The 26997-nt window shown below is 60.5% G+C and carries 29 protein-coding genes; 17 read left to right on the plus strand and 12 right to left on the minus strand.

Translation table 11 applies throughout. The features are described from left to right. The first annotated feature begins 137 nt into the window (after window positions 1-137). Both ACIGEK_RS21440 and pyk read left to right on the plus strand, forming a co-directional pair. Window positions 138-935 carry a tetratricopeptide repeat protein gene (locus ACIGEK_RS21440; RefSeq protein ID WP_397495260.1) on the plus strand — a complete coding sequence of 266 codons (798 nt, stop codon included), beginning with the start codon at window positions 138-140 and terminating at the stop codon, window positions 933-935. Between the two features lie 88 nt (window positions 936-1023). After that, a complete protein-coding gene (pyk, locus tag ACIGEK_RS21445) occupies window positions 1024-2475 on the plus strand; it encodes a pyruvate kinase (RefSeq protein ID WP_397495261.1) in 1452 nt (483 codons plus the stop codon). A 61-nt stretch (window positions 2476-2536) separates the two neighbouring features. Here the strand turns inward: pyk and ACIGEK_RS21450 are convergent, their stop codons facing one another. From ACIGEK_RS21450 to ACIGEK_RS21460, 3 genes are read right to left on the minus strand one after another with little or no spacing between them, the layout of a single operon-like run. Beyond that, window positions 2537-3310 carry an enoyl-CoA hydratase gene (locus tag ACIGEK_RS21450; protein ID WP_397495262.1) on the minus strand — a complete coding sequence of 258 codons (774 nt, stop codon included), beginning with the start codon at window positions 3308-3310 and terminating at the stop codon, window positions 2537-2539. A 46-nt stretch (window positions 3311-3356) separates the two neighbouring features. Then, window positions 3357-4298 (minus strand): iron-sulfur-binding ferredoxin reductase, encoded by a 942-nt coding sequence (locus ACIGEK_RS21455; RefSeq protein ID WP_397495263.1) that lies wholly within the window; start codon window positions 4296-4298, stop codon window positions 3357-3359. Beyond that, window positions 4291-5418, minus strand: coding sequence for a diguanylate cyclase domain-containing protein (locus tag ACIGEK_RS21460; protein ID WP_397495264.1), 1128 nt, complete (start codon window positions 5416-5418; stop codon window positions 4291-4293). The genes ACIGEK_RS21455 and ACIGEK_RS21460 overlap by 8 nt, the downstream gene beginning before the upstream one ends. 290 nt (window positions 5419-5708) lie before the next feature. Here ACIGEK_RS21460 and ACIGEK_RS21465 point away from each other — a divergent pair, with 290 nt between their 5' ends. After that, window positions 5709-7232 carry a fumarate hydratase gene (locus ACIGEK_RS21465; RefSeq protein WP_397495265.1) on the plus strand — a complete coding sequence of 508 codons (1524 nt, stop codon included), beginning with the start codon at window positions 5709-5711 and terminating at the stop codon, window positions 7230-7232. Between the two features lie 56 nt (window positions 7233-7288). Here the strand turns inward: ACIGEK_RS21465 and ACIGEK_RS21470 are convergent, their stop codons facing one another. The 3 genes from ACIGEK_RS21470 to ACIGEK_RS21480 form a co-directional block, all read right to left on the minus strand. Next, window positions 7289-7657: a hypothetical protein gene (locus tag ACIGEK_RS21470; RefSeq protein WP_397495267.1), complete on the minus strand. Its 369-nt coding sequence runs from the start codon at window positions 7655-7657 to the stop codon at window positions 7289-7291. 160 nt (window positions 7658-7817) lie between these two features. Continuing rightward, window positions 7818-8561 (minus strand): phosphatase PAP2 family protein, encoded by a 744-nt coding sequence (locus ACIGEK_RS21475; protein ID WP_397495268.1) that lies wholly within the window; start codon window positions 8559-8561, stop codon window positions 7818-7820. Between the two features lie 50 nt (window positions 8562-8611). Then, window positions 8612-10570, minus strand: coding sequence for an LTA synthase family protein (locus ACIGEK_RS21480; protein ID WP_397495269.1), 1959 nt, complete (start codon window positions 10568-10570; stop codon window positions 8612-8614). 105 nt (window positions 10571-10675) lie between these two features. On the opposite strand from ACIGEK_RS21480, the gene ACIGEK_RS21485 reads away from it, so the two are divergent. From ACIGEK_RS21485 to ACIGEK_RS21505, 5 genes are all read left to right on the plus strand, one after another. Then, the gene (locus tag ACIGEK_RS21485) at window positions 10676-11359 is read left to right on the plus strand and encodes a response regulator transcription factor (protein WP_274086255.1); all 684 of its coding nucleotides are present in this window, start codon (window positions 10676-10678) and stop codon (window positions 11357-11359) included. Further along, complete coding sequence (locus tag ACIGEK_RS21490) at window positions 11349-12641, plus strand: sensor histidine kinase (protein ID WP_397495270.1); 1293 nt, start codon at window positions 11349-11351, stop codon at window positions 12639-12641. Before ACIGEK_RS21485 ends, ACIGEK_RS21490 begins: the two co-directional genes overlap by 11 nt. Before the next feature lie 147 nt (window positions 12642-12788). After that, window positions 12789-13184 (plus strand): diacylglycerol kinase, encoded by a 396-nt coding sequence (locus tag ACIGEK_RS21495; protein ID WP_397495271.1) that lies wholly within the window; start codon window positions 12789-12791, stop codon window positions 13182-13184. Between the two features lie 246 nt (window positions 13185-13430). Beyond that, on the plus strand, window positions 13431-14084 hold the full coding sequence (locus ACIGEK_RS21500; RefSeq protein WP_397495272.1) for a TIGR04211 family SH3 domain-containing protein: 654 nt from the start codon (window positions 13431-13433) through the stop codon (window positions 14082-14084). Window positions 14085-14137: 53 nt separating this feature from the next. Beyond that, window positions 14138-14563 (plus strand): GNAT family N-acetyltransferase, encoded by a 426-nt coding sequence (locus ACIGEK_RS21505; RefSeq protein WP_397495273.1) that lies wholly within the window; start codon window positions 14138-14140, stop codon window positions 14561-14563. 119 nt (window positions 14564-14682) lie between these two features. On the opposite strand, the gene ACIGEK_RS21510 is transcribed toward ACIGEK_RS21505, so the two are convergent. After that, on the minus strand, window positions 14683-15024 hold the full coding sequence (locus tag ACIGEK_RS21510; protein ID WP_397495275.1) for an FKBP-type peptidyl-prolyl cis-trans isomerase: 342 nt from the start codon (window positions 15022-15024) through the stop codon (window positions 14683-14685). A gap of 53 nt (window positions 15025-15077) precedes the next feature. Beyond that, window positions 15078-15590 (minus strand): MarR family winged helix-turn-helix transcriptional regulator, encoded by a 513-nt coding sequence (locus ACIGEK_RS21515; RefSeq protein WP_397495276.1) that lies wholly within the window; start codon window positions 15588-15590, stop codon window positions 15078-15080. 82 nt (window positions 15591-15672) lie between these two features. Here ACIGEK_RS21515 and ACIGEK_RS21520 point away from each other — a divergent pair, with 82 nt between their 5' ends. Next, window positions 15673-16578 carry a DMT family transporter gene (locus tag ACIGEK_RS21520; RefSeq protein WP_397495277.1) on the plus strand — a complete coding sequence of 302 codons (906 nt, stop codon included), beginning with the start codon at window positions 15673-15675 and terminating at the stop codon, window positions 16576-16578. 27 nt (window positions 16579-16605) lie between these two features. Continuing rightward, window positions 16606-17634: a DUF4917 family protein gene (locus ACIGEK_RS21525; RefSeq protein ID WP_397495278.1), complete on the plus strand. Its 1029-nt coding sequence runs from the start codon at window positions 16606-16608 to the stop codon at window positions 17632-17634. On the opposite strand, the gene ACIGEK_RS21530 is transcribed toward ACIGEK_RS21525, so the two are convergent. The 3 genes from ACIGEK_RS21530 to ACIGEK_RS21540 form a co-directional block, all read right to left on the minus strand. Beyond that, entirely contained in the window at window positions 17628-17930 is a 303-nt protein-coding gene (locus tag ACIGEK_RS21530) for a ribbon-helix-helix domain-containing protein (protein ID WP_397495279.1), read from the minus strand. The genes ACIGEK_RS21525 and ACIGEK_RS21530 overlap by 7 nt on opposite strands. 56 nt (window positions 17931-17986) lie before the next feature. Beyond that, window positions 17987-18568: a DJ-1/PfpI family protein gene (locus tag ACIGEK_RS21535; RefSeq protein ID WP_397495280.1), complete on the minus strand. Its 582-nt coding sequence runs from the start codon at window positions 18566-18568 to the stop codon at window positions 17987-17989. A 152-nt stretch (window positions 18569-18720) separates the two neighbouring features. Further along, entirely contained in the window at window positions 18721-19134 is a 414-nt protein-coding gene (locus tag ACIGEK_RS21540) for a hypothetical protein (RefSeq protein WP_397495281.1), read from the minus strand. Between the two features lie 354 nt (window positions 19135-19488). On the opposite strand from ACIGEK_RS21540, the gene ACIGEK_RS21545 reads away from it, so the two are divergent. From ACIGEK_RS21545 to ACIGEK_RS21575, 7 genes are all read left to right on the plus strand, one after another. Then, the gene (locus tag ACIGEK_RS21545) at window positions 19489-20178 is read left to right on the plus strand and encodes a thermostable hemolysin (RefSeq protein WP_397495282.1); all 690 of its coding nucleotides are present in this window, start codon (window positions 19489-19491) and stop codon (window positions 20176-20178) included. After that, complete coding sequence (locus ACIGEK_RS21550; protein WP_397495283.1) at window positions 20162-21646, plus strand: AMP-binding protein; 1485 nt, start codon at window positions 20162-20164, stop codon at window positions 21644-21646. Before ACIGEK_RS21545 ends, ACIGEK_RS21550 begins: the two co-directional genes overlap by 17 nt. Beyond that, on the plus strand, window positions 21646-22299 hold the full coding sequence (locus ACIGEK_RS21555; protein WP_397495284.1) for a TenA family transcriptional regulator: 654 nt from the start codon (window positions 21646-21648) through the stop codon (window positions 22297-22299). Before ACIGEK_RS21550 ends, ACIGEK_RS21555 begins: the two co-directional genes overlap by 1 nt. Window positions 22300-22307: 8 nt before the next feature. Further along, the gene (locus ACIGEK_RS21560; RefSeq protein WP_397495285.1) at window positions 22308-23099 is read left to right on the plus strand and encodes an SDR family oxidoreductase; all 792 of its coding nucleotides are present in this window, start codon (window positions 22308-22310) and stop codon (window positions 23097-23099) included. Window positions 23100-23108: 9 nt separating this feature from the next. After that, complete coding sequence (locus ACIGEK_RS21565) at window positions 23109-23759, plus strand: hypothetical protein (protein ID WP_397495286.1); 651 nt, start codon at window positions 23109-23111, stop codon at window positions 23757-23759. Window positions 23760-23898: 139 nt separating this feature from the next. Continuing rightward, window positions 23899-24555 (plus strand): response regulator, encoded by a 657-nt coding sequence (locus ACIGEK_RS21570; RefSeq protein WP_397495287.1) that lies wholly within the window; start codon window positions 23899-23901, stop codon window positions 24553-24555. Window position 24556: 1 nt separating this feature from the next. After that, entirely contained in the window at window positions 24557-26029 is a 1473-nt protein-coding gene (locus ACIGEK_RS21575) for a sensor histidine kinase (RefSeq protein ID WP_397495288.1), read from the plus strand. Here the strand turns inward: ACIGEK_RS21575 and ACIGEK_RS21580 are convergent. Next, window positions 26026-26802 carry an FCD domain-containing protein gene (locus tag ACIGEK_RS21580; protein WP_397495289.1) on the minus strand — a complete coding sequence of 259 codons (777 nt, stop codon included), beginning with the start codon at window positions 26800-26802 and terminating at the stop codon, window positions 26026-26028. The two genes, ACIGEK_RS21575 and ACIGEK_RS21580, sit on opposite strands and share 4 nt — an antisense overlap. Between the last annotated feature and the right edge of the window lie 195 nt (window positions 26803-26997).

Here is a 26997-nt window from a genome sequence, read left to right on the forward strand (position 1 = left end):
CGATGAGCAGTGTATCGACTGCCTGGGAAAATTCTGCAGCAACATATCCTCTGATGGGTAATGCCGCCAGCTACTTGGCCAGCACCCACACGCCTGACTAGACTGGCGCGCAACGGCCTTTGCGCCCAGGAGCTGTCATGTCGTCGTCGCCTCGCCTGCTAATGCTGCTGTGTACCGCGCTGTTGAGCGCCTGTTCCCCCACCACGCCGCTGTTTATTGCGCAGATCACCACCAACGAAGTGGTCGAATACAAGACCCTGAAGAACAACCGCATGCTCGCCGCCATCGAAGATGAAGGCGATTTGCTGACCTACAGCGCCCAGGCCATCCGCGATGCCAAAAGCGAGCAGGCCGAGCAGCTGTACCTCACCGGCTACCGTGACGAGAAACTCAGCGACGAAGTGCGTGCCATTTCGCTGTACCAGATCGGCCTGCTGTACATGAACCGCTTCAACGAGCAGCGCGATGACAATAAGGCGCTCAACTACTTCTACCAGGTGCTCAACCAGTTCCCTGCCAGCCGCGCCGCCGAGCGGGCCGAGGCGCGCATCGTGATGATTCGCGAGCGCGCCAATGAACCTGTGCACAAGACCTCACGCGAATTGCTCGTACACTGGAAGCCCAATCAGCAACTCGACCTCTACAAGCCCAGCCTTGACCAAGACATGACCCTGCTATCGCGTCGCGCCGTACTGAAAAATCGCGTAGGCGAAGCCGAAGAGCTGTATCTGTTGGCCTTGAGCGACCCCGGCATCCCAGCCGACATCAAGGAAAAGGCCCTGTACCAGCTCGGCCTGATGTACCTGGCTCCGGACAACCCCCAAGCCAGCCGCGACAAGGCCATTACCTACCTGCGCCGCCTGCTGGTGCAATACCCCAGCAGCGAGCTGAACAACAAGGCCGCCCGCCATCTGGACCAGGCACTCAATCGCTAGCAGGCCTGTCAAGGTAGTGCAGAGGAACAATGACTACAGCCTTGCGGCATAGTAGCCTCGTACACAGATGCAACTCAGGAGTCTGTGCATGACCTTTCGCCGCACCAAAATCGTCGCCACCCTCGGCCCCTCCAGCAGCAGCCCCGAAGTGCTTGAACAGCTGATCATCGCTGGCCTGGATGTCGCCCGCCTGAACTTCTCCCACGGCTCGCCCGATGAGCACAAGGCCCGCGCCAAGCTGGTGCGCGAGCTGGCTGCCAAGCACGGTCGTCACGTTGCCCTGCTCGGCGACCTGCAAGGCCCGAAAATCCGCATCGCCAAATTCGCCAACAAGCGCATCGAACTAAAACTCGGTGATCGCTTCACCTTCTCCACCAGCCACCCGCTGACTGCCGGCACCCAAGATATCGTCGGCATCGACTACCCGGATCTGGTCAAGGATTGCGGCGTCGGTGACGAGCTGTTGCTCGACGACGGCCGTGTGGTGATGCGAGTAGAAACCGCAACCGCAGACGCCCTGCACTGCGAAGTGATCATCGGCGGCCCACTGTCCGACCACAAAGGCATCAACCGCCGTGGCGGAGGTCTGACCGCGCCAGCGCTGACCGAAAAAGACAAAGCGGACATCAAACTGGCGGCCGAGATGGAGCTGGATTACCTGGCCGTGTCCTTCCCGCGCGATGCCGACGACATGCACTACGCGCGCAAGCTGCGTGACGAAGCCGGCGGCACCGCCTGGCTGGTGGCCAAGATCGAACGCGCCGAAGCCGTAGCCGACGACGAAACCCTCGACGGCCTGATCCGCGCCAGTGATGCGGTGATGGTTGCCCGTGGCGATCTGGGTGTGGAAATCGGCGACGCCGAGCTGTGCGGCATCCAGAAGAAAATCATTCTGCACGCGCGCCGCCATAACAAGGCGGTGATCACGGCGACGCAGATGATGGAGTCGATGATCCAGAACCCGATGCCGACCCGTGCCGAAGTCTCCGACGTGGCCAACGCCGTGCTCGACTACACCGATGCGGTGATGCTCTCGGCTGAAAGCGCCGCCGGCGCCTACCCGCTGGAAGCGGTGCAGGCCATGGCACGCATCTGCCTGGGAGCGGAAAAGCATCCGACCAGCAAGAAATCCAGCCATCGCATAGGCACCGAGTTCGAGCGTTGCGACGAAAGCATCGCCCTGGCAGCCATGTACACGGCCAATCACTTCCCCGGTGTGAAAGCGATCATCGCCCTCACCGAAAGTGGCTACACCCCGCTAATCATGTCGCGTATCCGCTCTTCGGTGCCGATCTTCGCCTTCTCCCCACACCGCGAAACCCAGGCCCGCGCGGCCATGTTCCGTGGCGTCTACACCGTGCCGTTCGACCCAGCCGCCCTGCAACCGGCCGAAGTCAGCCAGGCCGCAGTGGACGAGCTGCTCAAGCGTGGCGTGGTACAGGCCGGCGACTGGGTGATCCTGACCAAGGGCGACAGCTACCACACCATCGGCGGCACCAACACCATGAAGCTGCTGCATGTAGGTGAGGCGCTCGTTTAACTGCTGCGCTGCAATGCAAAAGGCCGCTCGATTGAGCGGCCTTTTTGTTTGCCTCAAGGCATCAGGCGAACTTGCTGAAGTCCGGCGTACGCCGCTGCATAAAGGCAGTCAGTGCCTCGATGGCTTCCGGCGAGCGCAGGCGTTGGCCGAACAGCGCGCCCTCCTCTTCGATTACCCGGCGCAGTTGCTCGCGATCCGGTGCGCGCATCAGGCGTTTGCTGTCCACCACTGCAGCCGGTGCCAATTGCTGGAAGCGCAGGGCCATTTCGCGGGCCTTGGCCAGGGTTGCCGCGCCGCTATCCAGCGCCTGATTGGCGATGCCCCAGGTTGCAGCCTGCTCACCGGTAAAGCTCTGCCCGAGCAGCAGCAGTTCGGCAGCGCGGGCGTGGCCGAGCAAACGCGGCAGAATCAGGCTGGAACCGTATTCAGGGCACAGGCCAAGGTTGACGAAGGGCATCTTCAACGTGGCCTCGCGGCTGACATAGACCAGGTCGCAGTGCAGCAACATCGTCGTGCCGATACCCACCGCCGGACCGTTGACGGCGGCCACCACTGGTTTGCTGAACTCGAACAGCGCCTGCATAAACTGGAACACTTCGCTGTTCAGCCCCGTCGGGGGCGCCTGGATAAAGTCGGCGACATCGTTGCCACTGGTAAAGCAGCTCTCGCCGCCAGTGATCAGCACGGCGCGCACGCTTTTATCCTGATCGGCCTGCACCAGCACTTCGGCCATGCCGCTGTACATAGCGCGGGTCAGGGCATTTTTCTTGTCGGGGCGGTGCATGCGTAGGGTCAGCAACCCTTGTTCACGCTCAACCAGCAGGTGCTCGCTCATCAGAAATCCTCACGGCAGGCCACCCGCGAGCTGAGAACCGGTACGGCTAGCGCGCGTGAGGCAAAAATACGTCAGCGAAAACCTGGCTGCGCGGTAAACCCGCCAGATACAGGCGGCGCGCAAAGGTTTCAACGCTGTCGGGGTGGCCGCAGAGTAAGGCGATGGTTTGCCGCGAAACAAGGCGCAGTTCGGCCAAAGCAGCCGGCAACTCGGCCGCAACCAGCAGCTCGACCTGCAGCGGAGGATGGTTGGCCGCCAATGCACGCAAGGGCTCGGCCAGATAATGCGCCGACGCATCATGGGCCAGGTGAATAACCCGGATAGCGCCCTGATGCTCTTGCCGCAGTGCCTCGCGCAGCACCCCGTACAGCGGCGCCAGGCCGGTGCCGGCGGCCATTAGCCAGAGCGGGCGGGCTTGCCAGTCCGGGTCATAGTGCAAAGCTGCACCGCGCAATTCGCCCAAACGCAGACCATCGCCCGGCTGAAACGCCCGCGCAGCTCTGGCAAAGGCACCGCCGTGTCGACAGTCAATATGAAATTCCAGCCAAGGATCATCGTCCGGCACGCTGGCCAGCGAATAGGGTCGGGCAATTCCGTCCTCAGTCCAGAGTTGCAGGTGCTGGCCGGCGCTGTAACGTAGCGGCCGCTGTGGGGTCAGGCGCAGGCGCAGCACATCGCTGCTGAGCCAGTCGCAACTTTGAATAACGGCTGGAGCCGCATCACGCAGCGGGTCGAACACCTCGACCTGCACATCCTCGACTACCCGACACTGGCAGGCCAGGCGCCAGCCCTGCTCACGCCGCGCAGCGTCCAGGGCTTCCGGCTTTGCATCAAGCAGCTCGCCGCTCACACAGCGCACCAGGCAGGCATGACAACTGCCGGCGCGGCAGCTGTAGGGCACGGCGATGCCGACAGCCAGCAAGCTATCCAGCAGGTTACTGGCGGGGGCGACCTCAAGGCAGCGTTCCGCGGCCCGTAACTCAGGCATCCACATCCTCCCAGGTCGCCGCGCAACGGTTACGCCCGTCGCGTTTGGCCTGGTACAGCGCCTGATCGGCACGTTGCAGGGCTTCGTCGAGATCATCGTGCACGGTCAACAGAGTCATACCGATGGATACGCTCAGGCTGGCCACCTTCACGCCCAGCGGCTCAGCGCGACTGAACGCCTCACGCAGGCGCTCGCAGCAGGCGGTGAACTGATCGGCTTCGGTATTGGGTAACAACAACACAAATTCCTCACCGCCGTAGCGGGCTACCACATCACCATCGCGCAGGCAGGCGCGGGCGACGGCGGCGAACGTCTGCAGAACCCGATCCCCGGCAGCGTGGCCGTGGACATCGTTGATCCGCTTGAAGTGATCCAGATCGAGCAGCGCCAGGCCATGCTGACGCCCGTTGTGCAACCCTTCCAGCTCACGGCTGGCCAGGCGCAGGAAGTGTCGACGGTTGCACAGGCCAGTCAATTCATCGGTGGCGGCCAGATCTTCGAGCTGCCGCATCATGCCACGCAGCGTGTCCTGATGTGCTTGCAATGCGAAACGCCGTTGGCGCATACGCTGACGCATGGCCTGGGCGTAACTGGCGAACAGACACAGCCAAACCAGCACCACCGCCAGTACGCACGCCTGCATTAGCGCCACACGCGGTTCGCTCAGCTGCAGGGTATAGGCCTCATACAGGTTCAAACCGGCAAAGCCGAAGAAGGCAAACAGCGCGCAGCGGGCGAACACCCGTGGCGGCAACTGGAACACGCCGAACAGCAGTATCAGCAGATAGATCACCAGCATGCTGCCGCGGCCTTCGCTGAACAGCGACAGCAGCACGGTCAGCCAGGCCAACGCCACCAGCACCTGGGGTTCGGTCAGGCTGGGGTCGGCTAAACGCAGATTGATGCGGGACAGAAATAGCCCGAGAAACACCAGCTGGCTCAGCGCAGCCAGGCCGGTAATGCTCAGAGCGGCCAAGGGCGATGCATGAAACAGCCCGGCAAATACGCCAATCCAGCACAACAGCCCGGTCAGCGCATAGGTCGCCACTGCCATGCCGAAACGTTTCAGCAGCAGGCTTTGCAGAGATCGCTGGGTTACCCGCTGGCTACTTAGGCTCATGGGTTTATGGGCTCCGTCCCATGCTGGCATCTAGCCGCCACTGTACCCCTGTGACCACAGAATGCCTAGGGTCAGCCCAGGGTTCATTCGTCGGCTCAAATGGCCGACCAGCGACCATGGTCTGGGCCCTTACAGGTGTCCGCCTGACGGAGTGCGCGGTATACTGCCGCGCCTTTTTATCTTGTGCTTTGGCCTTGTCCTTTGACCTTGATAGCCCTGCGCCGGGCCGTGACCCAGCGTGGTTCGAAGTTCCTGCCCTACTCCTACCTTTACAAAAAGGAGCGCCAAGCATGACCGTGATCAAGCAAGACGACCTGATCCAGAGCGTCGCCGACGCCCTGCAGTTCATCTCCTATTACCACCCCGTGGATTTTATCCAGGCCATGCATGAGGCCTACCTGCGCGAAGAGTCCCCCGCCGCGCGCGACTCCATGGCGCAGATCCTGATCAACTCGCGCATGTGCGCCACCGGTCATCGGCCGATCTGCCAGGACACCGGCATCGTCACCGTATTTATCCGCGTCGGCATGGACGTGCGCTGGACCGGCGCCACCATGAGCGTCGACGACATGATCAACGAAGGCGTGCGCCGCGCTTACAACCTGCCGGAGAACGTCCTGCGTGCTTCGATCCTTGCCGACCCAGCTGGCGCGCGGAAGAACACCAAGGACAACACCCCGGCCGTGATCCACTACTCCATCGTCCCCGGCGACAAGGTGGAAGTGGACGTTGCAGCCAAAGGCGGCGGCTCCGAGAACAAATCGAAGATGGCCATGCTCAACCCGTCCGACTCGATCGTTGACTGGGTGCTGAAAACCGTCCCGGAAATGGGCGCCGGCTGGTGCCCGCCAGGCATGCTCGGCATCGGCATCGGCGGCACCGCCGAGAAAGCCGCGGTAATGGCCAAGGAAGTGCTGATGGAGCACATCGACATCCATGAGCTGAAAGCCCGCGGCCCGCAGAACAAGATCGAAGAGATGCGTCTGGAGCTGTTCGACAAGGTCAACCAGCTGGGCATCGGCGCCCAGGGCCTGGGCGGCCTGACCACCGTGCTCGACGTGAAGATCATGGATTACCCGACCCACGCCGCATCCTTGCCGGTGTGCATGATCCCCAACTGCGCCGCCACCCGTCACGCCCACTTCGTACTCGACGGCACCGGCCCAGCCGAGCTGGAAGCGCCGGATCTGTCCGCCTACCCGGAAATAGTCTGGGAAGCCGGCCCGAGCGCGCGCCGCGTCGACCTCGATACCCTGACCCCAGAAGACGTGCAGAGCTGGAAGCCGGGCGAAACCGTACTGCTCAACGGCAAAATGCTCACCGGCCGCGACGCCGCGCACAAGCGCATGGTCGACATGCTGAACAAGGGTGAAGAGTTGCCGGTCGATCTCAAAGGCCGCTTTATCTATTACGTCGGCCCGGTTGATCCGGTGCGCGAAGAAGTGGTTGGCCCAGCCGGCCCGACCACCGCCACGCGGATGGACAAGTTCACCCGGCAGATCCTCGAAAGCACCGGCCTGCTCGGCATGATCGGTAAATCCGAGCGCGGCCCGATTGCCATCGAAGCGATCAAGGACAACAAGGCCGTGTACCTGATGGCCGTTGGCGGCGCTGCTTATCTGGTCGCCCAGGCGATCAAGAAGTCGCGCGTGGTGGCCTTCGCCGAACTGGGTATGGAAGCCATCTACGAGTTCGACGTGAAAGACATGCCAGTCACTGTGGCGGTCGACACCAAGGGCGAGTCGGTGCACATCACCGGTCCAGCGATCTGGAACAAGAAGATCCACGACAGCCTGGCGGTCGAGATCAAGTAAGCATTAAAGCGCTAACACAAACCCGGCCAAGTGCCGGGTTTGTTGTTTTAGCGACCTTAGCGATGCCGCAATGCCTGCGCCATGGACTGATCAACGTGTGTGCGCCACTCGCGGTCACGCCAATCGTCGTCATGCCATTCGCGCTCAATGGCGCTTTGCTGAGTGGCCTGACATTGGCGGAAACCATCATCCCAGCCTTGGGCATACAGCGGCGCTGCCAGGTAGCGCGGCACATCCTTGCGGAAAGCATCGAGAGCGCCTGCTGCTTGCCGGCCACTGCTGCAGCCCGCCTCAAAGCCATCAACAAAGGCTGGCGGATAACCTTCGGCCTGCATCAGCTCGCGCGTGCTCTGGCAGCCGCAAACCAGCAGCGCAAACCCGGCAAGCACAAGTACTCTTAACCAGGCGATAGGCGGCGTCTTCATCTGCACGGTTGCCTCAACCGCCCTGAAGAGTCGGGCACAGCTGAACGTTCGACACAGCCTTTACGCTGCATGCCATGGTGTAAAACCGCTTCAGCAGAACAACTGTAAATAGCTGTGCAGTAAAACCAAAACGCGAGCTGTTAAAAACGTTAGCCATTACCTAACCCTCCAGCGGTTTAAGTACAGGTTGTTCGGCGTGCTGAGGCAGCGGCGCGCGATAGAGCACCCAGCGATAACAAAGCAGGCAAATCGTCCAGTCGAAGAGCAACGTCCACAGGTTGTGCGACAGGAAGTGCGCGCCCTGCATCATCCTTCCCACCGAGAAAACCGCACCCAGCCCCAGCGCGAATACCAACGCAACACGCGCACTGCGTGGGCGCTTATCACGCAGGAGGAAAAATAACGCCAGCAAGGAAAACCCCGAGGAAGCATGGCCACCCGGCCAGCAACGGCCTGGACTCTCCGTTGCCGCGCGCTCGCTCAGCAGTGGGGTAAAGGTCTCCGTGCCGCCAAACTCACTCAGGTTCCAGGGGCAATGCACGGCGGTGAGTGCTTTCAAGGGCGTGACCACACTGGTCGATATCCCCAGCGCCAGCACCAGAAACCCCAGCGACCGGCGCCACACCCTGAAACGGGTAGGTAACAGGCTGATGGTAAAGCCAATAATGGCCAGCACAGCAAACACGATAACCAGCTGCTTGGCCCGGTCGTGCAGGATGTCCTCCAACCAAAAGCTGTGTTTGCCAATAAAGCCCTGCCCCGGCTGGTAGAACAAATGTTCGATGGCGAAATCCAGACCGCTGGGGTCAAACAACAGCAATAGCGCCATCAGCGCCACAGGAATACCCAGGCCCAGGCGGAAATCAAAATAACGTGAGAACTCACTAGACCGATTGGCCCGCATAACGGTGCTCCAGCCAAGGCACTGCGCGGCAGTGCCTGAAAGATTTAGGGTTAACGCTTGCTCAGTTGCTCGTCAGGCAACAGGGTCGGCTGCCAGGCAATCAGGTGTTTCTGGAAGGCGTGGCTGGCCCCCTGGTAATAGGCAATATTGCGGCGCTGCAGAGTATCGGTGGCATCCACAACCACCTCATGGCTCAGGCCTAGCGCATCATCATGGCGGCGCATGCTCTTACGCGGGCTCAGAATTGCCAGGCTGGAACCGTCGAACAGCCCAAGATGCTGATAGTTACCCAACAGCGCACGGCCCGGGGCGCGGTCATTGCGCAGTACATTGCGGCCGAAGAAGGTCGATACATAGTCCATGTTCAACAAGCCCAGCAGCGTGGGTGCCAGGTCGATCTGGCTGGCTACATCGCTGAATTCACGAGGCTGAATGTGCGCCGGCGCATAGATGAACAACGGGATGTGGTAATTAGCCACGGGCAGGTCTTCTTTGCCGGCACTGCCCGCCGTGTGGTCTGCGACAAAAATAAACACTGTTTGCTTGAACCAGGGTTTATCCCGCGCCTGGGCAAGGAATTGGCCGATGGCATAATCGGTGTACTTCACCGCACCTTCGCGACCATCACCGGATGGGATGTCGACACGACCGTCAGGGTAGGTATACGGCCGGTGATTGGAAGTGGTCATCAGCTGCAAAAAGAATGGCTTTCCTGCGGCATGATCAGCGTCGGCCACCTTCAGCGTCTGCGTGTAGATGTCCTCATCAGACATACCCCAAGCGTTCTGGAACACCATATCCGCTTCAGCCACGCTGCTCTGGTCAACGATGCGATAACCATTGCCGCCGAAGAAGGCATTCATATTGTCGAAATAGCCACGCCCACCGTAGAGAAACACACTGTCATAACCTTGCGCTCTGAACTGTTGACCCAAGCTGCCGAAGCCAGACTCACGGCCGACACGCTTGACGATGGAGCGCCCAGGCGTAGGTGGCATGGACAGGCTAATGGCCTCTAAACCCCGATCAGTTCGGGTGCCCGTGGCGTAGAAGTTACTGAAGCTCAGGCTCTGTTTACGCAGTTGGTCCAGGTTGGGTGTCAGTCCACGTGTATCGCCAAAGCTGCCCAGGTACTTGGCACTCAGGCTTTCGATGGTCACCAGGACAACGTTCAGGCGCTTGGGCTGCCCAGGGTTATCGATCACCCGGCGGATATCCTGCGGATCACTGCCGATAAACCGCGCGTTGGGCTCACTGATTTCACTGCGCAACAAACGGGCCACCTCGGGTTCCGCCAGGGTGGTGTAAAACTGCGGATAATCCAGCTCATTGTTACGAAACGCGGCAAAGAACTGGAATGGACCATTGCTGGCTAGCTCACGCTGGTAAGCGTTGCCATCCGTTCCCCGTGGCGCGTCCTGGCCAATCAGTGCGCTACTCAACGCTGCCGATAGCAGTATGCCCACCACGCTAAACAGGGCCGGCGCAGCCCTTAGACGTGGGGCATCCAGCGCAGCCAGCACCGTCTTACGCAACAGCACAGTCGTAACGATGGCCACGATCGCCAACAACGCCAGCAGCGGGTAGATCGGGTAGGACTCGAGGATGTTGTTGATCACCTCCTCGGAGTACACCAAGTAGTCCACGGCGATAAAGTTGAAGCGCACGCCGAACTCATCCCAGAACAGCCATTCCGCCACCGCCGTAAACAGCATGACAAAAAGGCTGACCCCGACCACGCCAAGTAACAGCTGCTTATGCCAGTGCTGTTGCCACAGGCGTCGCGGACACAACAGTAGGTACACGGCAAGCGGCAGACTGGCGTAGAGCAGGAAGCTCACGTCATACACCACGCCAACCCCATACAGGCTGAACACCTGCAGCACACTGACATTGGCGTCGCTCAGGTGGGTGGCCAGCAATGCACTGCGGGTCAGGAAAAACACCACCAGCCATGCCGCCACGATGATCGACAGGTAACGAAGTTGCGCGAAGTGAAGCTGAGGCATCGTATGATCCTGCTTGGATGAACGTGCCGCAGTGTGCAACTGCACCTGTGAGGCGCTTGTCAAAGCAATGTGAAAAAAACGTCAACGCTAAAGGAACACCCGCTCATGCGTATTCTGGTGATCGAAGATAACCGCGATATTCTGGCCAACATACTCGACTACCTGCAGCTCAAAGGCTTTAGCGTTGATTGCGCACAAGATGGTTTGAGCGGCTTGCACCTGGCCAGCAGTGGCCACTATGACCTGATCGTGCTGGACATCATGCTGCCCGGCATTGACGGCTATCAGGTGTGCAAGCGCTTGCGTGAGGATGGCCACAATGAGGTGCCCATTCTTATGCTGACGGCCCGTGATGCACTGGATGATCGCCTGCAAGGCCTGAACGCCGGCGCTGACGACTACCTGATCAAACCCTTCGCGTTGTCCGAACTGGTGGCGCGTATTGAGGCGATCCTGCGGCGCAGCCAGGGCAGCCGCAAACGCCAGCTGAAAGTCGCCGACCTGGTTTATGACCTCGATACGCTGCATGTCAGCCGTGCTGGGCAGCCACTCAAGCTCAACCCCATCGGCCTCAAATTATTGGCCGTACTGATGCAGAAGAGCCCGGCGGTGATCCGCCGTGAAGCGCTGGAAGAAGCGCTCTGGGGGGACGACAGCCCAGACAGCGACAGCTTGCGCAGCCACATCCATCAACTACGCCAGGTGCTGGATAAACCCTTCGCGACACCGCTGCTGCATACCTTGCATGGCGTCGGCTATCGCTTGGCGGAGCATGCCAATGGCGTCTAAGCAACCGTTCGCCAGGCGCATTCTGATCGCCTTTGTCCTGATGACGACGCTGGTCAGCGGCCTGTTTTCGCTGAGTATCGTGGCGGTGGTGCATGTCCTTGAAGAACACCTGGTGTCCGAGGAGCTCAGCCGCGAGCTGGATACGGTGCTGCACGAAGACCTCAAACAAGGCAACCACCCTCGGCTGGATGCCTCCACACGCTTTTTTGCCTCCAACCTCCCCGACTATCCCATCCCCGAGCAGTACGCCGGGCTGCCGAAGGGCTTCAATGAGGTATTTAACGAGGAGACAGCCTTCTACGTCTATGTGCAGGAAATCAACGGCAACACCTACCAACTGGTGCAAGAGCAGCACGAGTTCGAGGCCCGCGAGCAAGCCTTGTTCAACGTCGTACTCGCCGGTTTTCTGCTGACCGTCGTCGGCGCCTGGGCCTTGGGCCTGGTCATGGCGCGCAGGGTCATGGCACCAGTCAGCCGTCTGGCGCAACAAGTTCGGCACCGCGACCAGCTGCACACCCTCGCCCCTCCTCTGGCACCGGACTACCCCGATGACGAAGTGGGCCAACTGGCCGCCGCCTTCGACAGCACCCTGGGACAGGTACGGCAGTCGCTGGAGCGTGAGCGCCTGTTTACCAGCGATGTCAGCCATGAGTTGCGCACGCCCTTGATGGTCATTGCCACCTCCTGCGAGCTACTCACAGAAGCCACCCTACCACCCCGTGAACGTCAGCAGATTGAGCGCATTGCCAGGGCCAGTGAGGAGATGCGCGAGCTGGTGCAGACCTTCTTGCAACTGGCCCGGAGCACGGCCAATGAGACCGCGTTTGTTGCAGACAGCAGCCTCGCCAGTATCGCTGCCGCACAGACAGAGCGCTGGGAGCCGATGTTCAATGACAAGGGTTTGACCTTCCAGCATGCGCAAGAAGGCAACGATAGCGGCCTCTACAACGCCACATTCCTCGGCACGGTCATGGCTAACTTGCTGCGCAACGCCTTGCATTACACCGAACACGGATTGGTTCGCCTGGTGCTGGAAGAAGGCGGCTTTCGTGTGGAGGACAGTGGCACGGGCATTCCCCAAGAGCAGCACGAGCAGATTTTCCAACCCTTCGTGCGCGGTCCGCAGGCACGCGGCGAAGGGCTCGGGCTTGGGCTGTCACTGGTAAAACGCATCTGCGCCAAGCAAGGTTGGGCAATATCTGTACACAGCCGTGCAGAGGGAGGCACTTGCTTCAGAGTCAGGTTCAACCCACCCGCTAACGAAATTTTCACATCCCTTTAACAGCCTGTTGATGCCCTGACACCTAATGTGGCGAGCGTTCCCCCTTACCGGACGCTCAGCCATGCTTGCACTGCCTACTCCTAATCGCCTGTGCCCTATGGGTTCCCCGTTGTGCCGTACACAACTGCAGAAACTGGAGCTGCCAACATGAGCGGCAAACCCACTGCAGAGACCCATGACGCCCTCTCGCTCAAAGGCCGCACCGGGCTACGGCGCATTCTCGACGCAGGCGGCTATTCACTTATGGGCTTACAGGCGGCCTATCGCGGCGAGGCGGCGTTCCGCCAGCTGCTGCTGCTCAATGTTGTGCTGCTTCCGCTGGCATGTCTGGTCGAGGTCACACGCAGTGAGCGCGTGCTGCTCATGCTCGTGCCGCTGCTATCACTGATCGTCGAGCTGCTCAACTCCGCCATCGAAGCCACCGTAGACCGCATATCCCTGAGCCTCCATCCACTGTCCAAGCAAGCCAAGGATATGGGCAGCGCGGCGCAGTTTATTGCCCTGCTGCTGATCGGTCTGACCTGGGGCCTGATCCTTTTATAAGCGACAACAAGCAGACGCTAGTGTGGCCGACTTGGCATCGTCGGCCCGCCGCGAGTGAACTCCCCACGCCCGGCGGATGTCTGTGTGCTGTCGGCCCGCCGGGTGGATTGCATGGCCATTTGCCCAGCGAGCAGCTGCATAGCGCCGCACCATCCCGACCGCCTAACTGCTCACGGCAATGCGCCTGGCCGGCATTTATCGCACCCGCCTGAGGGTTTCGTTTAATCGCCATGTGAAGATTGCCCCATGTCCCTATTCCGCCATCGCCCCGCCACGTTTACCCCACTGCACAACCTGGCCTTCGCGGCCTGCCTGCTGGCAAGCGCCAGCGCCCAAGCCGAAGACAACGCCAGCAACAACCGCTGGGTCAGCGACAGCCTGAATACCTATGTACGCAGCGGTCCGACCGACGGCTACCGCATCGTCGGCACACTGGTCTCCGGGCAGAAAGTCACCCTGCTGCAGACCTCTGGCGATTACAGCCAGGTGCGTGGTGAAAGCGGCAGCGCGGTATGGATTGCCAGCCGCGACCTGCAGGACGTCCCCGGCCAGGCCGAGCGCCTGCCGCAGCTGGAACAGAAAGTGACCGAACTGAGCGCCGAGCTAGACGGCATCAACGACACCTGGAAAGCCCGTGTACAAGGCATGCAGGAAACCCTCGACTCACGCAAAACCCTGATCGACGAACTGCAAACCGCCCGCTCAACCCTGGACATAGAGTTAAGCCGGGCCAATTCCGAGCTACGCGAGCTGCAAGCGCAATTGGGCGAAGAAAACCAGCACGTGCTGATGCGCTATATGGCCTACGGCGGCGGCATCGCCGGTGGCGGACTGCTTGCAGGGCTGATTCTGCCGACCATGCTGCGGGTACGACGTAAGCGCAATGATCAGTGGATTTAATCGCTCGGATGCCGCCATATTTGCGCCCAGAGAATCACCTACTAGGCCGCTAAATGAGCAATCGTATCGACGTCATGCTGAACCCGGGAGAAGCGCACCGCAGCGCTATTCTCAAACCGCTGCGGGAACACAACAGGTCACAGGCCGGTGATCCAAAGCCAGAAACCATCGCGCTGCTGGTACGCGATGAACATACCGATGAGGTGATTGGCGGGCTATATGGAGAAATATTTTACCGCTGGTTATTTATTGAGCTGCTCGCCATACCCGAGCATACAAGAGGCCAGGGCATAGGAACCCGCCTGATGAACATGGCTGAAGACCTGGCACGGGCAAAAGACTGTGTTGGCATCTGGCTCGACACCTTCGACTTCCAGGCGCCGGCTTTCTATGAAAAGCATGGCTTCAGCGCGTTCGGCCAACTCGACAACTTTCCCCCTGAACATCAGCGTTTCTTCTTTCAGAAGAAGCTCACTTGATTCGCTGATTAGCACAGCGTTGGCAAACGTCCGTAGCAACGCGACGGTCGCTCAACTCACCCTATACACCTGCGACTGAACGAGAGGCGGGCCACGGCATGGGGACCGAGGCTCGCCTCTTAATCATCCCGCGTCAGCACTTCCAGCAGCTCGATCTCGAAGATCAAATTGGAGTGCGGTTTGATATGCGCACCGAACTCTCGCTCGCCGTAGCCTAGGTGCGAGGGTACGAACAGCTTGCGTTTTCCGCCGACTTTCATGCCCATCATGCCGATGTCCCAGCCCTTGATTACCCGGCCAGTGCCGATCACGCATTGAAAAGGCTTACCGCGAGCATATGAGGAATCGAACGTGCTGCCATCTTCGAGGAAACCGTTGTAGTGGGTGGTAATCAATGCCCCCTTGACCACCTCCTTGCCGTCGCCCAGCTGAATATCTTCGATCACCAATTCATTGCTCATCACTCACCTCGTCATAGTCGCCAAGCCTACTTGCGGCCGGGCTTGCAGGAAAATCACTCAGCTGCTGGTTCGAGTACCGCCAACAACTCAGATAGCCGCGCATCCAGTTGCGCCAACTCCGCGGCAGCAATCGGGGCCAGAATCCTCGCCTCGTTGTGCACATGCGCGGTTACCGCGCGATCAATCAGCTCCAGCCCCACCGGCGTTAACTGCACCAGCATACTGCGCGCATCGCTGGGATTGGCCAAACGGCTGACCCAACCTGATGCCTCGAGCTGCTGCAACTGTCGGGTCATGGTGCCCGAGGTAATCATCAGGGTTGAGAACAGGGTAGTCGGCGCCAGACAGAAGGGCTCGCCAGCACGCCGCAAGGTGGCCAGCACGTCAAACTCCCAGGCGGTCATACCGAATGTATTGAACACCTTATCCAGCTCACGTCGCAGAAGCGCCGAGCAGCGCCCAAGCCGGCCGATCACCCCCATTGGGCTGACATCCAGATCGGGCCGTTCACGGTGCCACTGCTGAAGAATTGCATCGACTGCATCCATCTGTCGCTGAACTGCCATTGGCTTACCCCTGAAAATTTATCTTGAACTCAAGACAAGTCGGTATTAGCCTCGTATTTTATCTTGAATGCGAGACAAAAGCATGAACAGCTCACCATCACGTAGCACCTGGCTGGATGTGTTGATCACCGCCATGGCGCCGGCCATTTGGGGCTCGACCTATATTGTGACCACTGAAATTCTGCCACCGGATCGGCCCTTTACTGCCGCACTGTTACGCGCCCTACCCGCCGGGTTGCTCCTGGTGCTTTACAGCCGCTACCTGCCTAAGCGTAGCGAGTGGCCACGCTTGCTGGTTCTAGCCGCGCTGAATATTGGTTTCTTCCAGGCGCTGCTGTTTGTCGCGGCGTACCGTTTGCCGGGCGGCTTGGCGGCGGTGGTCGGGGCGATTCAGCCGTTGCTGGTGATGGGGCTGGTGTGGTCGATGGATCGCCAGCGGCCGGCGTCTGTGGCGGTCGCCGCCAGCGTCGTGGGTATCGCCGGAATGGCTGCCCTGCTGCTGGCGCCCGGCGCCAGCTGGGACGCGATAGGGATTGCCGCCGCCTTTGTCGGCACCGCCTGCATGGCCAGCGGCACTTACCTGACGCGACGCTGGCGGCCGACTGTGCCGCTGCTGGCGTTTACCGGCTGGCAGCTGTTGATTGGCGGCCTGTTCCTGCTGCCGGTGGCCTGGCTGATCGACCCACCGCTGCCGCAACTCAGCCCGTTGCAGTGGCTGGGTTATACCTACCTGTCGCTGTTCGGCGCGCTGTTGGCCTATGTGCTGTGGTTTCGCGGTATTGCTCGGCTTGCCCCGGTGGCGGTGTCTTCCCTGGGCTTGCTCAGCCCGCTGGTGGCGGTGCTGCTGGGCTGGGCATTATTGGGGCAGAGCATCACCGGCGTAGCATTACTGGGATTGATCGCAGTGCTGGGTAGCATCCTTGCGGTGCAATGGGCCGCATCGGCTAAGCCGGCAGTTGCCGCGCCCCATGTTAAAGTCGCGCCCTGACACGACCCAAGGCGACAAGTAGCGATTATGCAAAACCCGGCATTTACTGGCGAACTGGAAGACTGGAGTACCCTGAACAGCAGCATCAGCTACCCCGAGCTGTTGATTGGCAACGGCGCGAGCCTCGCGGTATGGCGCAAGTTCGCTTACTTCTCGCTGTTTGACGAAGCCCAGACCACCCGTAACCGCCCGCTCAGCCCAACCGAGCTGAGCGTGTTCCGCGCGCTGGATACCAGCAACTTCGAGCAGGTACTCAGCGCGCTGAAGAACAGCATCCGGGTCAATGCCGCGCTGACCATCAACTCGTCGTCACCGCGCCATCGCTACTTCGCCATCAAGGAAGCACTGATCCACGCCGTACGCTCGGTGCACATTCCCTGGAGCCAAATGCAGGCATCCAGCCTGACGCGGATCAACAGCGCCCTCAGCCAGTATCAGACGGTGTATTCCGGCAATTACGACCTGCTCAACTACTGGGCGGTGATGCAGAGCCAGGACGCGTTTGAGGAGATGTTCCGTGGCCCTGACTCGACCTTTGACCTCGGCAACAATGCCCGCCAGAGCAGCGCCACACGCATACTCTACCTGCACGGCGGCATGCACCTGGTAAAGAATATCGATGGCAGCACACGCATGCTGAACTCGTCAGAGAGCACCCTGTTGGCCAGTTTCGCCATCAACCAGCTGGGTGATATCCCGCTGTTCGTCAACGAAGGCAGCAGCGCCGACAAGCTCAAAGCCATTCGCAGTTCCGACTATCTGTCGTTCTGCTACAGCCAGCTATCGCAGCCCAAAGAAACGCTGTGCATCTTCGGCCATAACCTGGCAGCGCAGGATCAGCACCTGGTTCAGGCCCTGCTGCAAGCGGGTCTGAAAACCCTGGCTATATCGATCTACCCGCACAATCCAATGTTTATCCAGCAACAGAAACAGCACTACGCCAATCTGTTCGCCGAGCAAGACGTGGAGTTGCGCTTCTTCGATGCACTGAGCCACCCACTGGGCCATCCAGAGCTGCGCGTGGCAATCACCCCAGCGCAATATATCCACTACTGACCGATTGAACGCACCACACTCAACTCGGCCGGCACACGCCGCTGACTGAGGTAACGGGTGCAGCTAACGCGCAGGAACGAGGCGAAATTCACCACTTCGCCGCGGTACTCCATAACCTCGTCATACAGCTTGGTAATCAGCTGATTGGTGGTCATGCCATCGACTTCGGCGATCTCGCGCAGGATGTCCCAGAACTGGTTTTCCAGACGCAGGGTGGTAACCACGCCGCGAATGCGCAGCGAACGAGCGCGGGACTCATAGAGAATCGGGTCGGCTTTAACGTAAAGCTCGCACATATCAGCTTCCCTCGGTGGATGCTGGGGCCACGCAGGCCCCAGATATGGCTTAGCGTTTATAGCGTGATCTGGGTACCCAGCACGTTCAGGAACGCAGCTAACCAGTTTGGGTGCGCCGGCCAAGCCGGTGCGGTGACCAGATTGCCTTGCACATGGGCCTGGTCCACGGCGATATCGATATATTGCCCGCCCGCCAGTTTCACCTCTGGCGCACAGGCCGGATAAGCACTGCATTCGCGGCCTTTCAATACACCGGCGGAGGCCAGCAACTGCGCACCGTGGCAAACCGCAGCAATTGGCTTACCGGCCTTATCGAACGCCTGCACCAGCGCCAGCACTTGCTCATTCAAACGCAAGTATTCCGGCGCACGACCACCTGGAATTACCAGGGCGTCGTAGGCATCGGCCTTGACCTGGGCAAAGTCGAAATTCAGGGCAAAGTTGTGCCCCGGCTTTTCGCTGTAGGTCTGCTCGCCTTCAAAATCGTGGATGGCAGTGCGTACGCTCTGCCCGGCGGTCTTGTCTGGGCACACGGCATGCACCTGATGACCGACCATCAGCAGCGCCTGAAACGGCACCATCACTTCGTAGTCTTCGACGTAGTCGCCGACCAGCATGAGAATCTTTTTCGCGGCCATGTGCTTGCTCCCTTTATTGATTGAGAAGCACAGAGTGTTGTCCTGATCAGCCCGGCGTGGGTAATAACCCGGTACTACAGGGCAAATCCTGGACAGACGGCGGCGAAAGAAAAACGCTGAGCCACCTGAAGCAGCTCAGCGCTTAGGTGGCGTTACTCCAGCACTTCCTCATCACGCAGCAGCACATAGGTGCAACCGCTGTCATCTTCTAGGTAGTCGTACACGTAAAACATCACCACTTCGCCAAGGCCGGGCTGAGCCGCCACGTAATCACCGATATCCACAGTGAAATGGCTCTTGGAGCCTGGCTTGGCCTCGCACTCGATGCGCGCATTGACGAACAGCTCAGGCGCGCTGTCGCCGAAATAATCTTCACGTTCTGCCGCATCCCAGTCAGCGGGCGCCTCAAACGGGCCGCAGAACAGCACCTTGGCATCACCCAGATCCACTTCCTCGGCTTCCGGGTCCTGATCATCCGCGCGGTATACCGTGCAGTCCTGCGCTTCAGGGTTTTCCAGGATGGCCAGACGGGCCGCCAGTTGTTGCTCAGTATCCATAGGGGGCATAACTATCTCCGAGCGTTTGGCGTTGTAAGAGGGTGTCTACAAACTACTGCGCTCGGCCATGCTGCGTTGAAATCAGCCTCAAAATGCTCATGTACAACTCGTACACTGCGCTTTTTCGGCTGATTTCGCCTTGCCTGGCCTTCGCTCGCTACGTTTGTAACCACCCTCTAAGGTCAGGGCAAATCAAACCTGCCGTCACACGGCAAGTAGGGCTTTGCAGGCTATGGGCTGGAGTGGTTGCAGTGCAAGCAATGAAATGCCCGTTGCCGCCTGCGCAGAATATTTACTGCCTTAATTTAGCGTTAAGACTGCGAGCAGAAACTCACACCCAAGTTCTCAGATGAGGTTCCTTCCATGGAGCTGCCTTGGGTGTATCAAGATACTGCACTTGCACAGATCGGCCGTGAGCAACCGCTCAGCCTCTACCTGGCCAACAGCGCAAGCCCACGCCGGGCAGGCATTGAAGCCTTTATCGGCGAGCGCTTCGCGGTTCAGCATCAGGCGCGTATCCGCCACTTCATGCCGTGCCTATTGAGCCTGGAAGACAGCAGCGGTCAACTGCTCGGCGCGGTGGGGTTGCGCAGCGCCGGCGCGGGTCCGCTGTTCCTTGAGCGCTATCTGCAGCAACCGGCAGAGCAGGTGATTGCCACCAAGAAAGTGGCCAATGCACCGCAGCGCACGCAACTGGTGGAAGTCGGCAACCTGGCTGCGGGCAGCCCCGGCGCCGCCCGTCTGTTGATTGTGGCGCTGACCGACCTGCTGGTGGCGCTGGGTTACCGCTGGGTGACTTTCACCGGCACCCTGGCCCTGCTCAACAGCTTCCAACGCTTGGGACTAACACCCGTAGCGCTGGGCCCAGCCAACCCTGACTGCCTGGGCGATGAACAGGCCGACTGGGGCACCTATTACGACAACCAGCCGCAAGTTATGGCCGGTGACATCTATGCCGGGCACCAGCGCCTGTTGCAGCTGGGCGCATACCCCCGCCTGGCCCACCAAGCCTTTTATGCCCTGGAGGACATGCCCAATGTGGCCTGCCGCTAAACCGCTTTTCGACCACCTGGCCGCCCTCGGTGACGCCATCGCCTTGCGTGAAGGCAGCCGAAGCCTGAGTTATGCCCAGTTATTGGCCGAGATCGAAGTCCGCAGCCAACACCTGCAACAGCTAGGCGCCCGACGCATTGCCCTGGCTCTGGATAACGGCATTGACTGGGTACTCTGGGACTTGGCCACCCTGCATGCCGGGCTGGTGTGCGTGCCCGTACCGGGCTTCTTCTCCACCAATCAGCAGGTGCATGTACTCGACAGTGCCAGCATCGACTGCCTGGTCGGCCCGGAAAATACGCTGTACAGCGCGCTGGGTTTCAGTGCGAGTGCAACAGCGAGCGCAGCCGGTGTGCTGCAACGGCCGCGCGCTGTGGTCAGCGAATTACCCGTCGGCACCTGCAAGATTACTTACACCTCTGGTACCACCGGTCAGCCCAAGGGCGTGTGCCTGGATGTGGCGACACAACTGGCCGTGGCCCACAGCCTGGTGCAGGCCAGTGCCAGCTGTCAGGTAGAACGCCACCTGTGCGTACTGCCGCTGGCCACACTGCTGGAGAATATCGCCGGTATTTACGCCCCCCTGCTGGCCGGCGCGCAAATCGAGTTGATGCCTATGGCGCAAGTCGGCCTGCTGGGCGCCAGTCAATTTGACCTGCCGCGCTTTCTGACGGCGCTGGGTCAGGCGCAACCCAACAGCCTGATCCTGCTACCGCAGCTGCTATTGGCGCTAGTCAGCGCCGCCGAACGCGGCCTGCCCGTACCGGACTCACTGCGCTTTATTGCCGTCGGCGGCGGCCGTGTGTCCAGCCAACTGCTGCAACGTGCCGATGCGCTGGGCTTGCCGATCTTCGAGGGCTATGGCCTGTCGGAGTGTGCGTCGGTGGTCTGCCTGAACACCCCTGAGCAGCGCCGTATCGGCACCGTTGGCCAACCATTGCCACACTTGCAGGTTCGTCTCGGAGCCGACCAGGAAGTGCAAGTCAAAGGCCCGCGCCTGCTGGGTTATCTCGGCGAACCGGTTACCGATGAAGAATGGCTGGGCACCGGTGACCTCGGCCATTTCGAGGGGCCGTTTCTGGTACTGCACGGGCGTAAGAAACACCAGTTCATCACCGCCTTTGGCCGCAACGTCAACCCCGAGTGGGTCGAGGCCGAGTTGGTGCAACAACTGCCCATTGCCCAAGCCTGGCTGCACGGCGAAGCCCTACCCGGCAACGTCGCCGTACTGGTGCCGCGCTTCGAGACGACCAGCGACAGCCAACTGGCCGAAGCCGTGGCTGCCGCCAACCAATCACTGCCTGACTACGCCCGCGTGCACCACTGGCTGCGCGCCGCACACCCGTTCAGCAGCAGCAACGAGCTGGCGACCAGTAATGGCCGGCTGCGCCGTAATGCCCTGTTTTCCCACTACCAGAGCGCCATCGAAGAGTTGATGGCCGACCAAACCTGCTATGGAGATGCTTGATGAGCTTCTATGAATCCCTGCTCGAACAAACCACTGCTGAACGCAACTACCTGCTTGGCGCCCCGATCATTGCCCAGGCCATGGCCGGCACCGTCAGCCTGAACAGCTACATCGCCTTTCTCACCGAGGCCTACCACCACGTTAAACACACCGTACCCTTGCTGATGGCCTGCGGTTCGCGCCTGCCGGAGCGCCTGGAGTGGCTGCGCGAAGCCATTGCTGAGTACATCGACGAAGAAAAAGGCCACCAGGAATGGGTCCTCAATGACATCGCCGCCTGCGGCGCGGACAAGGAAGCCGTACGTAACGGCCTGCCGCATATGTCGACCGAATTGATGGTCAGCTACGTCTACGACCGCATCGCCCGGCATAACCCGGTGAGTTTCTTCGGCATGGTCAATGTGCTGGAAGGCACCAGCATCGCCCTGGCCACCCAAGTGGCCGGCGTGATTCAGGACAAACTGCAACTGCCGAACAAGGCCTTCAGCTACCTGAGTTCCCACGGCAGCCTCGACCTGGATCACATCGAGTTCTTCAAAAAACTGATGAACCAGTTGGACAACGATGATGACAAGGCTGCGGTGGTCCACACCGCCAAAGTCGTCTATCGCCTGTATGGCGACATATTCCGCAGCCTGCCACTGAGCGCATAGGAGCTTCGATGAAACTTTCTGAATGCCGCGCCGTGATTACCGGTGCCAGCGGCGGTATCGGCCAGGCGTTGGTCAGTGCCTTACTGGCCGAAGGGGCACAGTTACTGCTGGTCGGCCGTCAGCCAGAGGCGTTGCAGGCGCTGGCGCAGACGCAAAGCGGCAAGGTCCAAGTGGTACAGGCCGATATCCGCGGGCGCAGCGGCCGTGAAGCCGTGGTTGCTGCCGCGCAGCGCTTCGGCGGCATCAACACGCTGATCAACGCTGCCGGGGTCAATCACTTCGGTTTGCTCGAGCAGCATGATGAAACGGCCATCGCTGATCTGATCGGCCTCAATGTCACCGCCACCCTGCAACTGACCCACCGCCTGCTGCCCATGCTGCGCCAGCAAGGCCGCGCGCTGGTGGTCAATCTCGGTTCGACATTTGGCTCCATCGGTTACCCCGGCTTTAGCGCGTATTGCGCCAGCAAGTTCGCCCTGCGCGGTTTCTCCGAGGCGCTGCGCCGTGAACTGGCGGACACTCAGGTGAAGGTTCTCTACTTCGCCCCGCGCGCGACGCAAACCAGCATGAACGCCGCCAACGTGGTGGCCATGAATGACGAACTCAATGTCGCCATGGACGACCCGCACAGCGTAGCCCTGCAACTGCTGGCCGCCATCCGCCGCGAGGAAGAGGAGCGCTACCTCGGCTGGCCGGAAAAACTCTTCGTACGCCTCAACAGCTTGCTACCCCGTGTGGTCGACCAGGCCCTGCGCAAGCAACTACCGATTATTCAGCGTTTTGCCCGCAGCAAACCCTAAGGAGCCTGTATGAACCCTATCCGTAACGCCGCCTGCGCCCTGCTCTGCTTCGCCAGCCTGCCCGCCTTCGCGTTAAGCGAACAAGGCCAGACGCAACTGCAAAGCCTGCAAGACCGCTGGGCCGAGATCAATTATCAGGTACCTAAAGAGCAGCGCGAAAAAGCCTTTGCCAGCCTCAGCGAGCAAGCGCAAAAAGCCGTCAGCGCCGAGCCAGACGCCGCTGAGCTGCATATCTGGAACGGCATCATCCTCAGCACCTACGCGGGAGCCAAAGGCGGCCTGGGCGCACTCGGCTTGGTCAAGGAGGCCAAAGCCAGCCTGGAACAAGGCCTGGCCCTGGACCCCAAAGCGCTGTCCGGCTCGGCCTACACCAGCCTCGGCAGCCTGTATTACCAAGTGCCCGGCTGGCCAATCGGCTTTGGCGATGATGAAAAAGCCGAAGCCATGCTCAAGCAGGCCCTGGCCATCAATCCGGATGGCATCGACCCCAACTACTTCTATGCCGACTATCTGTCCCGTGCCAAGCGCTATGCCGAAGCCAAAGTGGCATTGGAAAAAGCCCTGCAAGCGCCGGCGCGACCTAATCGCCTATCGGCCGATGCTGGACGCAAACAGGACATTCAGGCGCTGCTGAGCAAGGTCAACGCCGAGCTCAAGTAATACGCCGCTAAAACCCACCTGATCGGTCCCTTGTGGGGTAGATCAGGTGTTTAAAACAGCCTCGACTTCCTCGCCTAGGCTTTGCAAGGGTCTGTTAGTCTCAGCACGTACGTTTGAATCAAAAACAGGAAGTGGCTGCATGCGTATTCTGCTGGTCGAAGATGACAAAGCCCTTGGCGAAGGGATTCGCACCGCACTCAAACCCGAGGGTTACACCGTCGACTGGGTACAGGATGGCAGCAGTGCACTGCATGCGCTGAGCAGCGAGAGTTTCGAACTGGCCATCCTCGACCTTGGCCTGCCGCGCATGGACGGCCTGCAAGTACTCAAGCACCTACGTGCTGCCGCTAACCCGGTACCGGTACTTGTACTGACCGCCCGCGACTCGACCAGCGACCGCATCGCCGGGCTGGATGCCGGGGCCGATGATTACCTGGTCAAACCCTTCGATGTCGCCGAACTTAAAGCCCGCATGCGCGCCTTGCTAAGGCGCAGTTTCAACCGCCCGCAACCGGCACTGGAATACCGTGGCATCAGCCTTGACCCGGTCAGCCAGGCCGTCAGCTATCAGGGCCAGACGGTCAATCTGCCGCGCAAGGAATTCCTCCTGCTGCATGAACTGCTCGCCCAGCCGGGCCGGGTGATGACCCGCGACAAGCTGCAGCAGGCGCTCTATGGCTGGGATGAAGAGCTGGAGAGCAATGCCCTGGAGGTGCATGTGCATCACCTGCGCAAGAAGTTCTTTCCCGAGCTGATCCGCACCGTGCGCGGCGTTGGCTACCTGGTGGATAAATAACATGCCGAAGTTGTTGCACTCGATTCGCGCACGCTTACTGGTACTGCTGCTGTCTCTGCTGACCGTGAGCTTGAGCCTGATCAGCTACAAGATTTACAGCGATGCCAGCCATGAAGTGGAAGAGTTGTTCGACGCCCAATTGGCACAGACCTCTCGCATGCTCATGGGCCTGGTCCGCCACGAGCTGTCCAACGACTCGCGCCGCGATCTGCAGGCCGCGCTGGACGAAGCCCTGCTGCTCAAACACAGCTCACGCAACCTCGAGGGACTCCTGGGCCACGACTACGAAAGTAAGCTGGCGTTCCAGATGCTCGATGACAATGGGGAGTTGGTGTTCCAGTCAGCCAGCGCCCCTAAAGGGCTGTTGATGGAGATGATTGCCCAACTCGGCCTCAGCCTGCCAAATGCAGAAGAACCATTGAGCGCGCGCCTGAGCCGCCTGGCCAAATACCTCAGCGGCTATCACACCCTGACCCTGGGTGAGCACCGTTGGCGGGTTTTTGTCCTGCATGACAACGTCGATCATCACTGGGTACTGGCGGGTGAGCGTGAGGATGTGCGCGGCGAACTGTCGAGCAAAATTGCCCAGCGCAGCCTACTGCCCTTACTGGTTGGCCTACCGCTGTTGGCCCTGTTGCTCTGGCTGGCGGTCGGCTGGGGCCTGCAGCCTCTGCAGCGCATGGCTGAATCAATAAAAGCTCGAGCGCCGGACAGTCTCGCCCCGCTGATGTTTGGCCCCCTGCCCTACGAACTGGAGCCCATGGGAGCCTCGATAAACCGCTTGCTGATGCAGGTCAATCAGCTGCTCGATCAGGAAAAGCGCTTTATCGCCGACGCCGCCCACGAACTGCGCACACCGCTGGCCGTTCTGCGTATCCACGCACAAAACGCGCTGGAAGCACCCGACCCGCAGGACCGCGACGACGCTCTGCGTCAGCTGGGCAGCGGCGTGGAACGCGCCACCCGAGTGGTGGCGCAACTGCTCACAATGGCGCGTCTAGACCCCAACGTGGTGCAGCTGGCCATGCGCGAAATGGACCTGCTCGGCTATGTGCGCAATGAGCTGGCAGAGCTGATCCCGCTGGCACTGGAACGGCACCAGGAGCTCAATCTCGACACCGATGACCTGGCGGACTATCACCTGCTGGCCGACGGCCCGAGCCTGGGCACCCTGCTGCAAAACCTGGTCAGCAATGCCGTGCAGTACACCCCCGACGGCGGGCACATTCAGGTACAGCTGGATGCCCAGCCCGACGCCATTGTGCTGCGCGTACAAGACAGCGGCCCAGGCGTAAGTGAGGCGCAGCGCGACAAACTCTTCGAACGCTTCTACCGCCTCGGCACGGGCCAGGGGGCAGGACTCGGGTTGTCCATCGTACGCCGCGTGGTAGAGCTACACCGCGGCAGCATCAGCCTGGGCGACTCCCACCTGGGTGGCCTTGAGGTGGCAGTGCGCCTGCCACGCAAGCGCTAACGTGTTGAGCTAACACCCCGGCGCAGGGCGCGCTCCTCACGGCGCGCCTGCTGCTGCACTTCGGCCAGCACTTCCTGCACATAATCGATATGCCGGTTGGACAGCGTGCGGGCGTCTTCGGCGCGGCCTTCGATAATCGCCTGGTACAGCGTGCGGTGCTGTTCGATCAGCATGTCGCGGGTTTCATCGCGTTGCGCATACATGCCGCCAATGTTGGTCACCACGTTGCGCTTGAGCAGGTCGAACAGCCCGCGAATGGTGTGCAGCAGCACGGCGTTGTGGCTGGCCTCGGCAATTGCCAAATGGAAGTTGGCATCGGCGGCGCCCTCTTCGGCGCGGGTCACCTTGCCGCTGCGGCTGTAGCAATCCTGCAGCACGGCAAAGGCATCGGTCAGGCGCTGGCGATCCAGTTCGGTGGCGCGTTGCGCGGCATAGAAGGCGCAGGATCCTTCCAGGGTGTGACGAAACTCCAGCAGGTCGCGCTGCGCTTCGGGATTGCTTTCCAACAGGTGTAACAATGGATCGCTGAAGGTCGAACCCAGGGTTTCGGCCACATAGTTACCGCCACCATGGCGGCTGACCAGCAGGCCCTTGGCCGCCAGTTTCTGAATCGCTTCACGTAGCGACGGCCGCGACACGCCGAACTGCTCGGCCAGCACCCGTTCCGCCGGTAGGCGCTCGCCGGCCTTGAGTGTGCCTTCGAGGATCATGGTCTCCAGTTGGCTGACGATATCGTCCGACAAACGGCGCTGACGCACCGATCCCACTTCCATAGCCCGCACTCCATTGGTTTGACCACCTGCCATGGGCCTTTGCGACCCGCTGCCGGCAAGCCTATCGCCGCCTCAGCTGCCTAGCAAGACGCAGCTTTACGACCAAAGTCGTAAGGCAGCTAATTGACAGGCTGGAGCCCACACTTTTACCCTGACCGCGCAGTCGTGTTAATTGGTATTACCAATTAACCAAAC

Source organism: Pseudomonas sp. NPDC079086 (assembly GCF_044542155.1).
Lineage (GTDB): Bacteria > Pseudomonadota > Gammaproteobacteria > Pseudomonadales > Pseudomonadaceae > Aquipseudomonas.